At 67.3% G+C, this 13360-nt stretch carries 11 protein-coding genes and 2 pseudogenes; 11 read left to right on the top strand and 2 right to left on the bottom strand.

Features of this window, described 5'->3' with window-relative positions; translation table 11 throughout:
• Window positions 1-232: 232 nt before the first annotated feature.
• From QP165_RS18115 to QP165_RS18070, 11 genes and pseudogenes are all read left to right on the top strand, one after another.
• Complete coding sequence (locus tag QP165_RS18115; RefSeq protein ID WP_333996682.1) at window positions 233-565, top strand: ArsR/SmtB family transcription factor; 333 nt, start codon at window positions 233-235, stop codon at window positions 563-565.
• Window positions 566-576: 11 nt separating this feature from the next.
• Window positions 577-1004: pseudogene (gene arsC, locus QP165_RS18110) on the top strand (arsenate reductase (glutaredoxin)).
• 176 nt (window positions 1005-1180) lie between these two features.
• Complete coding sequence (locus tag QP165_RS18105; protein WP_333996681.1) at window positions 1181-1711, top strand: RNA polymerase sigma factor; 531 nt, start codon at window positions 1181-1183, stop codon at window positions 1709-1711.
• A 318-nt stretch (window positions 1712-2029) separates the two neighbouring features.
• Window positions 2030-2761 (top strand): FecR family protein, encoded by a 732-nt coding sequence (locus QP165_RS18100; RefSeq protein WP_333996680.1) that lies wholly within the window; start codon window positions 2030-2032, stop codon window positions 2759-2761.
• A gap of 108 nt (window positions 2762-2869) precedes the next feature.
• Window positions 2870-3181, top strand: a pseudogene (locus QP165_RS20125) (STN domain-containing protein); the annotation flags it as partial.
• 154 nt (window positions 3182-3335) lie between these two features.
• Entirely contained in the window at window positions 3336-5807 is a 2472-nt protein-coding gene (locus QP165_RS18095; protein WP_333996679.1) for a TonB-dependent receptor plug domain-containing protein, read from the top strand.
• A 116-nt stretch (window positions 5808-5923) separates the two neighbouring features.
• Window positions 5924-6154 (top strand): hypothetical protein, encoded by a 231-nt coding sequence (locus QP165_RS18090; protein WP_333996678.1) that lies wholly within the window; start codon window positions 5924-5926, stop codon window positions 6152-6154.
• 70 nt (window positions 6155-6224) lie between these two features.
• On the top strand, window positions 6225-8639 hold the full coding sequence (locus QP165_RS18085; RefSeq protein WP_333996677.1) for a glycoside hydrolase family 95 protein: 2415 nt from the start codon (window positions 6225-6227) through the stop codon (window positions 8637-8639).
• Entirely contained in the window at window positions 8636-10585 is a 1950-nt protein-coding gene (locus QP165_RS18080; protein ID WP_333996676.1) for an alpha-L-fucosidase, read from the top strand. The genes QP165_RS18085 and QP165_RS18080 overlap by 4 nt, the downstream gene beginning before the upstream one ends.
• Before the next feature lie 162 nt (window positions 10586-10747).
• Window positions 10748-11101 carry a VOC family protein gene (locus QP165_RS18075; RefSeq protein WP_333996675.1) on the top strand — a complete coding sequence of 118 codons (354 nt, stop codon included), beginning with the start codon at window positions 10748-10750 and terminating at the stop codon, window positions 11099-11101.
• 483 nt (window positions 11102-11584) lie between these two features.
• Window positions 11585-12142, top strand: a complete 558-nt coding sequence (locus QP165_RS18070; RefSeq protein ID WP_333996674.1) for an energy transducer TonB — start codon at window positions 11585-11587, stop codon at window positions 12140-12142.
• Window positions 12143-12175: 33 nt separating this feature from the next.
• On the opposite strand, the gene QP165_RS18065 is transcribed toward QP165_RS18070, so the two are convergent.
• Together QP165_RS18065 and QP165_RS18060 are read right to left on the bottom strand one after the other, a co-directional pair.
• Complete coding sequence (locus QP165_RS18065; RefSeq protein WP_333996673.1) at window positions 12176-12529, bottom strand: Rap1a/Tai family immunity protein; 354 nt, start codon at window positions 12527-12529, stop codon at window positions 12176-12178.
• On the bottom strand, window positions 12526-13350 hold the full coding sequence (locus tag QP165_RS18060; protein WP_443019336.1) for a hypothetical protein: 825 nt from the start codon (window positions 13348-13350) through the stop codon (window positions 12526-12528). Before QP165_RS18060 ends, QP165_RS18065 begins: the two co-directional genes overlap by 4 nt.
• Window positions 13351-13360: the final 10 nt, after the last annotated feature.

Raw genomic sequence — 13360 nt, 5'->3', positions numbered from 1 at the left:
GCCTCGCGTTCGATAGTGCGGCGGCCGACTGACGGACGCCGACGCTTCCTTCCTGGCCTCACCACGTCGGACGCCAACTCATCTCCGCGATTTGACCGGTTTTGCCGCCCGGCTTGCGAATGTCGTGACGGGAAAGGAAACCGGCTGGCCCGCTGTTGCGCAGGTACAGTGCGAGGCTGCTGCTCCATACACACGGGCTGGCCCTGCCGGATATATCGGCTATGCTGGATACATGGATATCGGCTTGGCAATTACCGCGCTCGGGGCGCTCGCGCAGGATACGCGCCTCGATGCGTTCCGCCTGCTTGTACGACACGAGCCGGACGGGATGGCGGCAGGCGAAATCGCCCGACAGCTCGGCGTGCCGCAGAACACCATGTCCGCGCATCTGGGCATCCTCGCCCGCGCCGGCATCGTGCGCTCGGAGCGGCACAGCCGTTCCATCATCTATCGCGCCGATCTGGACGGGCTGCGCGCGCTGACGCTGTTCCTGATCAAGGACTGCTGCGCCAGCTCGGCCGAGCTGTGTGCGCCGCTCATCGCCGAACTGACCCCCTGCTGCTGAAAGGACGCGCCATGGCCGTCGACGTCGTCATCTATCACAACCCCGCCTGCGGCACGTCACGCAACACGCTGGCGATGATCCGCAACGCCGGTATCGAACCGCACGTCGTGGAGTATCTGAAGACCCCGCCGTCCCGCGCCCTGCTCGTTGAGCTGGTCGACCGCGCCGGCCTTACGCCCCGGGATCTGCTGCGCGAGAAGGGCACGCCCTATGCCGAACTCGGTCTTGGCGACGCCTCGCTGAGCGACGACGCGCTGCTCGACGCGATGATCGCGCACCCGGTCCTGATCAACCGCCCGCTGGTCGTCTCGCCCCTCGGCGTGAAGCTCTGCCGCCCGTCCGAAGCCGTCCTCGATCTGCTCCCCGAGCCGCAGCGGGGGCGTTCGCCAAGGAGGACGGCGAACAGGTGGTGGACGCCGCCGGGCAGCGCTTCGGCTGACCGCTTCAAACGCGCGAGAGCCTTCGACCGAGACGTCCATTGCCAGCCTCGGTCTTCAGAGCGCGGGTGGTTCATCGTCAATCTGATCCCCGAGATCTCGCCACCAACCATCCAGAGCGAGTGAAAGAGTTTCAGGTTTCGGTTGAGCACATCGCGGCGCCGGACGTCTATCTATTATGATGAAGCCCACGCGGCCTGCCGGCGCCACGCCTTCGCGCGACCTGTCGGCGCTGATGGAACGCATGCGGCCGGCGCTGATGGCGTTCTTTATCCGGCGTCTCGGCGATCCGGCGCAGGCGGAGGACCTGATCCAGGATCTCTTCATCCGCATGGCGACGATGACGAGCCCGGCGACGAGCAATCCCGAAGGCTATATCTTCCAGGCCGCGGCCAACCTGCTGCGCGATCATTATCGACGCGAGGCCACGCGCTCGCGGTATCAACGCTCGAATGCGGGCGATCCGGACCTTGCGATCGATCCGATCGACGCCGAACGGTTGCTGTCCGCGCGGCAGAGCGTCGGCTGCGTGGCGCGGACGCTGGGCGGGCTGCCCGATCGCACGCGACAGATCTTCATACTCTACCGGCTGGAGGGCATGCAGCGAAAGGCGATCGCCGACGCATTCGGCATCTCGGTCAGCGCGGTCGAAAAGCATATCGCCAGCGCGATGCGCGCGTTGCTGGCCGTCATGGGAGAGGCGAAATGACCGCGCTCCGCCCCGATGCGGACGTCGTCATCGACTGGTGCCTGCGCCTGAGCGACGGCACGATGTCGCCGCAGGACCGCGAGAGACTGCACGAGTGGTTGGCCGGCGACGCGGCGCGCGGTGAGCAACTGGGCGCGGCACTCGCCGCCTGGGACGCGGTCGAGGCGGATGCCGACGCGCCCGAGATGCTGGCGCTGCGCCGCGACGCGCTCGGTGCGGTCCACCGCGCGGGGCAACGACGCTGGCTGCGGACCCGGTTCGTGCCCTCCCCCATCCCCTGGGCCCGCCCGATTCTTCTGGGCGATCGCCGCGGCGCTGGTGTTGACGCTGTCGGTCGGTTCGCTGCTGTGGTGGCAGGGCGGGCGCGATGCCTATCGCACCGGGATCGGCGAACGTCGCGTCATCGCGCTGGCCGATGGCTCGCGCCTGTCGCTCGATGCCGACAGCCTCGTCACGGTCGCCTTCACCGCACAGCGGCGGAACATCGTCCTCGAAAAGGGCCGGGCGCGGTTCAAGGTCGCAAAGGACCCGCTGCGCCCGTTCGCGGTGCGCAGCGGCCGCAACGTGATCGTCGCGACCGGCACCGAATTCTCGGTCGAACGGCTCAGCCGCGAGATCCGGGTCGCGCTGTTCGAGGGGCACGTCGCGGTGCTGCGCGACACGCCGCAGGGCCAGACGAACGCAATCGTCCGTCGCGACGGTCGCCGCCTCACGGTCGAGCGCGCGCTGACGCCGGGCCATGAGATCGGCCTGCCGGTGTCGGGGACGATCGGCTCGATCGGGCCCGCGATCGGCCCCATCGCCGGCGGCGAAGGTTGGGGCGCGGAACAGATCAGCTTCACCGCGGAAACGCTGGGTGCCGCCGCGGAACGGATGAACCGCTATGCCGAGCGACGCCGCGTCGTGGTCGATCCCGGCGTCGCGGACGTGCGGATCAGCGGTGTGTTCAACATCGGCGATGTCGACGCGTTCGCGCAGGCGATCGCCGCGACCTTCCCCGTCGATGCCGCGGTCGAAGACACGACCATCCGGTTGAAACGGCACCAGTGATACCGGTTGCCAACCAAAAGAAGATCAATCGAAGATAATTGCGGCAATTTGCTGAGCATCCAACGACCCCGTGCGTCATAAAAGTATAACAAGACTAGGGGGCGGTGGATGACTGTGACGAAGCGTATGATCGTCGGCGCGAGCGGCGCTGTGATCGCGACGATGATGACGGCGGCGCCGGTGCTGGCGCAGACGGGCCAGACCCGGCGGGTCGTCCGTGTCGACGTACGCGCCCAACCGCTCGGCCCCGCGCTACGATTGCTCGGTCGCCAGATGCACGTGCAGATGGTGTTCGACGAAGCCGCGCTTGGTGATCGCGTCGCTCCGGCCGTCAATGGCGCGATGACCGCGGACGCAGCACTGGGCCGGTTGCTCCAGGGCAGCGGTCTGACGATGTCGCGGACCGGCCAGGGCGTCTATGTCATCACGCGCGCGGCCGCGCTCACGCGGGTTTCGATGGCGGCCCCGGGCAACAGACCGCGGGCGGTCAGGAGCGTACAGCGGGCGCGACCGGCGACGCCTCGGCAACGACGGACGATGCGGCCCCGACGCCACCCCCGGCGGCGACATCGTCGTGACGGGATCGCGCATCCGCTCGAAGAACCTCGTCGAAACCGCGCCGGTGACCAGCGTCACGCAGGCCGACATCAAGCTGCAGGCGGCGTTCAGCGTCCAGGAGGTGCTGAACCGCGTGCCCGCGATCAAGAACAGCGATACCAATTTGTCCAACGGCAACGGGCGACAGCAATTCGATTTCCACGGGCTCGGCACCAACCGGACGCTCACGCTGATCGACGGCCAGCGGATCGGCGTCACCGAGGGCATCGACGCCTCGGTCGTGCCGGTCGGGTTGATCGAGCGGGTCGACCTGCTGACCGGCGGGGCGTCCGCGGTCTACGGGTCGGACGCGATCGGCGGGGTGGTGAACTTCATCCTCCGCAAGGACTTCGAAGGCGTCAACGCGAACGTCAATTACGGCTTCTACAATGCCGACAACCGCGACAACATCGCAGCGCAGGCCGCGCGCAATGCAGGGTTTGCGGTGCCAAGTGGCATGACCAACGATGGCGGCCGGTTCGACGCAAACATCAGCATGGGCAAGAACTTCGCCGGCGGTCGCGGCAATATCTCGATCTTCGGCGCATACAGCCAGGTCGAGCCCGTGCTGGCATCGTCGCGGTCGTTCTCGGTCTGCCCGATCACGCTGTCGGGCCAGTCGGTGGTCTGCGCCTCGCCGTCGTCCGCGACCTCGGCGGGCTATTTTCAGGCGCTGTCAGGGCCCGCACAGAATGGCAGCATCCTTACCAATGCGGCCGGGGGTGGCCGCGAATTCGTCCCGTTCACGGGCACGAACGGCTATAATTACAACGAAAGCTTCTTCTTCCAGCGCGAGAACACGCGCTACAACGGCGCGGCGTTCCTCAATTACGAGGTGTCGCCCGCGATCCAGCTCTATGCGAACGGCCTGTATCTGCGATCGGAATCGCAGAGCCAGTCGGATCCCGCGACGATCCAGCCCGGCTCGACGCCGTATGACATCAACTGCAACAACCCGCTGCTGTCAGGACAACAGGCGGCGGCACTGTGCGGATCGGCGGCCGGGACGGGCACGAGCGTCCGGACCGACGTTCGCTATCGCTTCACCGAACCCCAGACGACCCGCTCGTCGAACGAGATCTATCGCGCGGTGGCGGGCGTTCGCGGCGATCTCGGCAGCGCCTGGCATTACGACGTCGGCGGGGTCTATTCGACCACCTTGTACCGGCAGCAGCAGACCGGCCGGATCGATCCCACCAAGGTCGCCAATGCACTGCAGGTCGTCGACGTCAACGGCACGGCGACCTGCGTCGCGGCGGTCAACGGTACCGACCCCAGGTGCGTCCCGCTCGACATCTTCTCGACCAATGCCCCCAGCGCCGCCGCGGTCGAGTATCTGTCGTTTGCGCAGGGCGGCGGCGTGTTCCGCGAGCGCTATGAACAATGGGTCGGAAACGCGAACCTTTCCGGCGACCTTGGCGACTATGGGCTGAAAAGTCCGTTCTCGAGCAAGGGCATCAACATCGCCCTGGGTGGCGAATATCGCGCGAACACCTATCGCTCGCGCCCCGATGCCGCGTATCAGGCCGCGTTCGGCGCGACACCGTCGACGCTGTCGAACGATGCCGTGGATCTTTACGGAGAGGTCAACGTGCCGCTGGTCAGCGACAAGCCGTTCATCCGCGACCTCAGCATCGGCGCGGCAATCCGCGGGTCGGAATATTCGGGCGTCGAGAACATCCGGTCGACCTACAAGATCGACGGCAGCTGGCGACCGGTCGAGGACATCCTGTTCCGCGCGAGCTACAACAAGGCGACGCGCGCACCGAGCATCTACGAGCTCTCGTCGAACGCCAATACCAGCTACGGCACGCTCGACACGAACACGCTGGGCGACCCGTGCGCCGGAACCAGCCCGGTCGCGAGCCGGGAGATCTGTGCAAGCACCGGTGTCACCGCGGCGCAATATGGCGCGATCCAGCAATGTCCGGATTTCCTATGCACCGTGCGCAACGGCTCGGAGGGGCTGGTGACGCCCGAGGTGGCGCATACCTATACCTACGGCCTCGTCCTCACGCCGCGGATGCTGCGCGGTTTCTCCGCCACCGCCGATTATTACAGCATCGAGATCCAGAACGGCATCGGCTATTACCGGGCGATCGACTTCCTGCAGACCTGCGCCAACACCGGCTATGACTTCTTCTGCAGCCAACTGCAGCGCAACGCCGACGGGACGCTGTTCAGCGATGCCGGTGCCGCGACGGGCTATATCAACCAGGGATACAGCAACCTCGGCCGGACCAACGCGCGCGGCTTCAATTTCTCTGCCAATTACGACACGCGGATGGGCAGCTGGGCGCGGTTCTCGACAAGCTATGTCGCGACGCTGCAGACCGCGAAGGGGGCGATCTCGGGCTCCCCGATACCGACTATAATGTTGTCGGTCTGTTCGGCCCCTATGCGGGGCAGGGCTATCGCCGCTATCAGCACAATTTCCGGTTCACGCTGAGTTCGCCCGAGTCCGCGCAGACGCAAGGACTGGTCTCGGTCAATTGGCGCCACAATTCGGGGCTGAAGAACTCGCGCCTCGCTGGCAACCCGATCTTCGGCGAGGACGATCCGACCGTGCCGGCCGAATATAAATACCTGCCCGCCTACGACGTCTTCGATCTCAGCGGCAGCGTAACGGTATCGCGCGCGCTGACGTTGCGGCTGGTGGTGAACAACGTGCTGAACCGCGCGGCGCCGGTCCGCCCCAGCCCGCCGCTCGAGGCCGCCGAACGCGTCAACACCTCGCCTTCGGTCTATGACGCGCTGGGTCGGTCGATCAACATCGGGGCGACGGTCGATTTCTGAGCTGGGAACCAGGTCCCCCGCGTCCGGCCACGTATCGCGCCGCGCGGTCCTGGCCGGGGGTACGGGGTCGGTGCTTGCCGGCCTGCTCGCAGGAATGGGCGATGCCGCTGCCGAGCCGGGGACGGACGCACGCCACCGGATCACCGCCGATCAGCCGGCCACCGAGTGGTTGCTCGGCCATCCGGTCGCTAACGGCCAGCTGGGGGCGATGATGGGCGGCGGGATCGCGCGCGACGTGATGTCGCTCAATCACGACACGCTGTGGAGCGGACAGCCCGCAGACACCGCCGATCTCGACGGCCGGGATGCACTGACGGCGGTCCGTCAGTCCGTCTTTGCGGGCGATCCGGTGAACGCCGATCGGCGCAGCGCGGCGCTACAGGGGCCGTTCAGCGCCAGCTACGCGCCGATGGCGGATCTCGAGCTCGAGATGGATCATACCGAAGCCCCGCAGGCGTATCGGCGTGTGCTCGACCTCGATCGCGCGGTCGCAACGGTCGGCTATCGCTGTGGCGACGCGACCTATCACCGCGAATTGTTCGTCTCGCATCCCGACTCGGTGATCGTCCTGCGCCTGACCGCGGACCGGCGCGGGATGATCGATTGCCGCCTCAAGCTGACCAGCAAACTGCGCGCGACGGCGACCGCCACCGCAAATGCCGGCAACAACCGGATCGCACTGGTCGGCAAGGCGCCGACGTTGTGCGAACCCAATTACCGCGACGTCGCCGACCCCGTGCGCTATTCGGACACGCCGGGCCGGGGGATGGCGTTCGCGACGCTCCTGTCGGTCGAGACCGATGGCGGCGCGGTCACCGCGTCGGACGGTGCGCTGCGCATCCGCGGCGCCTCATCGGCGACCGTCCGGATCGCCGCCGCCACCGGATTCCGCCGCTTCGATCTGATGCCGGACACGCCCGCGGCGGCCGTGCGCGCGTCGGCGGAGCGCATCCTCGCGACGGGCACGCGGCATGGCTACACCGCGCTGCTCGACCGTCACGTCGCAGATCACCAGGCGCTTTACCGTCGCGCCGATCTCGCGCTTCACGGTGCGGCGGGTGACCGCGATACGCCGCGCGCGGAGCGCCTGTTCCAGCTCGGCCGCTACCTGATGATCGCCAGTTCGCGTCAGCACACGATGCCCGCCAATCTCCAGGGCGTGTGGAATACCGAACTGCGCCCGCCCTGGAGCGCGAACTACACCACCAACATCAATCTCCAGATGAACTACTGGTCGGCGGAGAGTTGCAATCTCGCCGACTGCCATCTGCCGCTGATCGACCATATCGAGCGGCTCGCGGCCACCGGCGCGCAGACCGCCCGGTCGCTTTACGGCATGCCGGGCTGGTGCGTGCATCACAACAGCGACCTATGGGCGATGAGCCATCCGGTCGGTGCGGGCGTCGGCGATCCCAATTGGGCGAACTGGCCGATGGCGGGGCCGTGGCTGGTCCAGCATGTCTGGGAGCATTACCGCTTTGGCGGCGACCGCGCGTTCCTCGAGGCGCGCGGCTTCCCGTTGATGCGCAGCTGTGCCGAGTTCTGTGCGGCCTGGCTCGTCCGCGATCCCCGCAGCGGCCATCTGACCACCGCCCCGTCGATCTCGCCCGAGAACCTGTTCATGACAAAATCCGGCAAGGCGGCGGCGATCTCGGCCGGCTGCACGATGGACCTCGCGCTGATCCGCGAACTGTTCACCAACTGCATCGCGGCGATACGCGTGATCGGCGACGTCGACGGGCTGAGCGCCCGCCTCGTGGGATTGCTTAAGCAGCTCGAACCGTACCGCGTCGGCCGCTACGGCCAGCTGCAGGAATGGTCGAGCGACTTTGCCGAGCAGGATCCGGGGCATCGCCACATCTCGCATCTGTATCCGCTCTATCCCGGCGATGCGATCGACCCGGTCCGGACACCGCGGCTCGCGCAGGCCGCGCGTGCGTCAATGGCGCGGCGCGAGGCGCATGGCGGCGCCAGCACCGGGTGGAGCCGCGCCTGGGCGACCGCGGTCTGGGCCAGACTCGGCGACGGCGCGCAGGCCGGACGCTCGCTCTCCGCGTTCATCGCCAACAGCGTGGCGGCCAATCTGCTCGACACCCACCCCGCGCAACCGCGCCCGGTATTCCAGATCGACGGCAATCTGGGCATCACCGCCGCGATCGCCGAGATGCTGCTGCAAAGCCGCGAGACGGAGATCGCGTTGCTGCCTGCGCTGCCGCCGCAATGGACCTCGGGGCGCGTTGCCGGTTTGCGCGCGCGCGGCGGTCACGAAGTCGCGATCGCCTGGAGCGACCGGCATGTCGACGCGACCGTGACCGCCGGGGGCGAGCGCCTGACGGTGCGGACGCCGCCGGGGTTCGAAGCGGTGACGGTATCGCAGCGCGGCAAGGCGGTCCGGTTCGCACGGACCCCGCATACGATGACGTTCGCGACCACACCGGGCCGCCCCTACCGCATCGCGCTTCGCAAGCGCTCCGACGCCGCATGACCCAAGAGTTTTCAGGGAGCCGCCATGTCGATCATCACCCGCCGCAAGATGCTGGCCTCGGGGCTCGCATCGGGCTTGGCCTCGATCGGCACGTCGAGCGGCTGGGCGCGCAAACCCGCGTCGGGGGCCGCACCAGCACCCTGGGGCGCAACCCCTCCCCGCGCCAGCTCGCCTGGCATGCGCGCGAGCAATATGCGTTCGTTCACTTCTCGATCAACACCTTCACCGATCGCGAATGGGGCTATGGCGACGAGGACCCCAAATTGTTCGCGCCGACCGACTTCTCGGCGGATCAGATCGTCGGCGCGGCCAAGGCGGGCGGCCTGCGCGGTATCGTCCTGACCGCCAAGCATCACGACGGCTTCTGCCTGTGGCCGACGATGCTGACCGAGCATTGCGTGCGCAACAGCCCGTTCCGCGACGGCAAGGGCGATATCGTCCGCGAGTTCGAACAGGCGGCGCGCCGCGCCGGCATGGATTTCGGGATCTACCTGTCGCCATGGGATCGCAACCACGCGGACTATGGCCGCCCCGCCTATCTTGAGTATTACCGCAAGCAGATCGTCGAGCTCTGCACGCGCTACGGTACGCTGTTCGAATTCTGGTTCGACGGCGCCAATGGCGGCGACGGCTATTATGGCGGCGCACGCGAGACGCGGAAGATCGATTCCGAAACCTATTATAACTGGCCCTCGATCTTCGCATTGGTCCACCAGCATCAGCCGATGGCGTGCACGTTCGAGCCGCTCGGCGCCGACCTGCGCTGGGTCGGCAACGAGGACGGGGTCGCGGGCGATCCGTGCTGGCCGACCATGGCCGATCACAAGCCAAGCCAGGCCGAGGGCAACGCGGGCTTGCGCGGCGGCCCCTTGTGGTGGCCCGCCGAGACCAACACTTCGATCCGGCCGGGCTGGTTCTATCACGCCGACGAAGACTCGAAGGTGAAGGATCCCCAGCGGATGCTGAAACTGTTCGACGAATCGGTCGCGCGCGGGACCAATCTGATCCTCAACCTGCCGCCCGACCGGCGCGGTCGCCTCGCCGACCCCGACGTCGCGGTGCTGCACGCGTTCGGCGACGCGCAGCGCGCCACGTTCGCGAAGGATCGCGCCCAGGGTGCGATCGCATCGGCCGACCATGTCCGCGGGCCGGGCTTTGCCGCGGCCAACGTGCTCGACCGCGATCCCGCGCGCTATTGGTCGACGCCCGATTCCATCCATACGCCAAGCCTCGTGCTCGACCTGCCGCCCGGCACCAGCTTCGATCTCGTCCGTATCCGCGAATTCCTGCCGCTCGGCGTGCGCGTGGACCGGTTTGCGATCGACATCGACCATGGCGCGGGATGGACGGAAGTGGCCCGCGGCGAATGCATCGCGGCGCAACGTGTCGTCCGCCTGCCGACGCCGGTCGTCGCGCGACGGTTGCGGCTGCGGATCGTCGCGGCGCAGGCCTGCCCGGCGATCAGCGAAGTCGCGCTGTTCCGACAGGTCGCGCCCGTCGCCGTGCAACTGCCCGCCGCCCGTGCGCGCGACGTGCTGCCCTCATCGGACCTCTCGGTCGTGTCCGCGAGCGGGTCCGGCGCGGGCGCGCTGATCGACAATGATCCGGGCAGCGTCTGGCAGGTTCCGGTCGCCGCCGCGGGATCGGCGACGGTGACGCTCAAGCTCGCCAGGCGACAGCCGTTGGGGGGCTTCATCCTCACGCCCTCGCGCGCGGTCAACACCGACAGCGCGCCCCCCAAACGCTTTGTCGTGGAGACCAGCCTCGACGGCAGAAGCTGGAGCAAGGCGGCGTCGGACGAATTCTCGAACATCGCCAACGCGCTCTCGCCGCAGCGCATCCTGTTCGGCACCAAGGCGGACGCGGTCTATGTGCGAATGACGTTCATCGGTCTTGCAGCGCCCAAAACCCATCTGGCGATCGCGGGCATCGACCTGTTTCGATGACTTTCGGACCAGGATCGGACCTGAGCCAGTCGGTGTCTAACCCGACAGAGCATAGTATCACGTGCGCGATTTACGTAGTCTACCTGGTGGCGAGCCGCATCGGCAACTTTATAGTTCACCGCTTGGAACCCACGTCTTGAAGCGGCCGATCGGAGATTTCTGATGAAGATCCAGGGCTTGTACGCGGTGGCATGTGTAACGGACATGGCGCGCGCTGAGGATTGGTATACCGCGCTACTCGCCCGACCCGCTGACGACCATCCGATGCCCACGCTGACGCAGTGGCGGAACATCGGCACGGCCGGTATCCAATTGATCCTCGACGCCGATAAGGCCGGACAGTCCGTACTTACGATCGTGACCCCCGACATTGAGTGGGAAAGAGACAGGCTTGCCGATCTCGGCGTCGATATCGACCCGATCAGCCGGGGTGGTTTTGGCGCGATAGCCGAAATTTCTGATCAGGATGGCAACAGGATCATCATAGCGGAGCCGCCAAAGGGTTTCACGGGTTGATGCGAAGTGGGTCTCCTGGGTCACCCTCATGATCGATCCCGGCCATGTTAGCGCTTTGCTCGGGCCCGTCTCGTAGCGCTCGCTTACAAGCTCGCGGAGCTTCGGACCTCGGCGCTGACTATCAAACCATGCCGCACTGGCTCTTGGTCCCTCCAAGCCGTGTAGGAGTCTTCGAACATCCGGGCACGGACGCCCAGACGAGCTGGACCGATGTCCGCTTCCGCCGGGGTGACGGCAACTGGGCGGACCTGCCCAGCAGCGCGAGACTGCGGTCGCCCGCAACCTGGCGCCGGAAACCGGATGTTAAGCCCGCTAATGCATCCGTGAGCGATGCTTCACCTCGCCATGCTGCTCGTGCAGGCCGCTCCCGCCGCCATCCCGTCGCCGCCGCCGCAACAGCCGATCGGTGCGGACGCGTCCAGCGCTGCCGCCCCGGTCTCGCCGCCGGCCCCGTGCAGGATCCGGGATCGCAGGGGGCGGCTGGTGGACTTCAAACCGACGTTTTGCAGATCGCTGGCGAATTTCTTCAAGCCCCGTGCACCCGCAGCGGGTCCGCCGTACACACTGTTGCAACTGGGCGTCGATCCGACGGGCAAGGTCGACCAGTGCAGCGTCGTGGAATCCAGCGGCGTGCCGCGGCTCGATGTAAGGGCGTGCGCGATCGCGATCGACAAGGCCCGCTATACCTCGACATCCGCGAAGGGCAGCCCGCGACGCCAATCGGTGCGACTGCGTATCAGCTGGCCCGCAAGCCTCGCGACCATGATCGCAACGCCTGTCCCCGCTTCGCCCGCGGACGCTGCGAACGACGCGGCAGCCTCGCCCGTGGCGCGTCCCGTGGCAGGGCCGGTAGCGCAGCCTTTAGCCGAGCCGGTCGCCCAGTCACGCCCCCTGCCCGCACCTGAACGCCGCTTGCCCGCGATAGCCCAGCGCGCGGCGAGCGCGGCGACGCCAAATGGCCCGAGCTATGCCGAAAAGCTGGCAGCGCAGCGCGGCATCCGCGGGCGCAATGTCGAGCAGGGCTGGACGATCAGCGACTAGTGGCGTGACGTCGGCGCCGCGCCGCGCACCCGGTTACTTGCGTTTGCAGGGATATGCGCGCTGCAGCGCGTCGCGGACGACGAACGCGGGTGCGCCGGTCGCGGTCTTCCCGCGCGTGCGCAGATATTTGCGGACGGTCGCGAGAACCTTGACCGTCGTGGCGCGCGTCGATGACGGGCAGATCTGGCGGGACCGCGACAGCGTGTCGAATGCACCGAGGATGTAGCCCGTGCAGAAATCGGGCGTCGGATCGGCGTCCTTGCCCCGGCACTGCGCGACGAGCTGTTCGGTGGTGAGCGCACTGACGACCACCGCATCGCCGGGCGACGGGGTGCTCCGCGCGGGCGGGTCGGCCATGAGCAGCGCGGCCAGCGTCAACAGGATCATGATCGTCCTTCCGAACCCACCCGTCGATCCGCCTCGACCGGCGCTTTGGCGAGCGGGCCGGCCGGGGGTATGTACGGCAGCAGCCGCAGGCGGGGAAACACCTCGTCGACCGGCCGCGAGTCGGGAAGGACGTATACGATCCCGCCCTTTTTCTGAAACAGCGGGCGGAGCGTCTTGGTATAGAAACTGGTACCGACGTTGATGCAGCCGAAGGTGACGCGGTTGTCGTCGGGCGTCGGCGACAGTAGCCGCGCGACCCGGCGCTCTTTCTTGTTCGTCGTGATCACCGCATGCAGCGCGACCGAGTTGGCGTAATCGACCCACAGCACGCGCTGATTGCCGAACGCGCGACCGAACTTGGCGATGAAGCGCCCTGCCGGCGTTGTCCGTTCGGCCGGGCCGATCTCCGCAAGGCTCTTCGCGCCGACGCCGGGCGACGAATCGTCGCCGATGCCGACACCGAGCAGCACGGGCGCCTGCCCCAGCGCCTTCCCATCGCCACCGAACAGCAGAAGCAACGCATTCTGCTTGTCGATCACGATATAGGGCATGCCGCGATTGTCCTTCGCGGCGGCGACCCAGGCGACGAGACGATTGGTCGCCTCCGAGGGCATGGGAGCGTCCGCCAGCGCCGCCTGCTCGATGGCAAGCGGTTCCGCACGCGGTTTGGGCACCGCCTTGCGCGCCCGCCGCTCGACACCCTTCGCCGGTGCCGGCGCAGCGGTCACGGGCTGCGCCGCCAGCAGCGCGAGAACGGCGCTGGCGGCGATGCCGAGACGGCGGGCGTCATGGAAAGGCGCTGTCGCCGTCGTCCGGAACACGCGTACGGGG

The organism is Sphingomonas sp. 22R3R2A-7, from assembly GCF_036856055.1.
In the GTDB taxonomy this organism is placed as follows: domain Bacteria; phylum Pseudomonadota; class Alphaproteobacteria; order Sphingomonadales; family Sphingomonadaceae; genus Sphingomonas.
The sequence above is the reverse complement of the archived record's forward strand: the minus strand, read 5'-3'. Positions and strand labels throughout refer to the sequence as shown.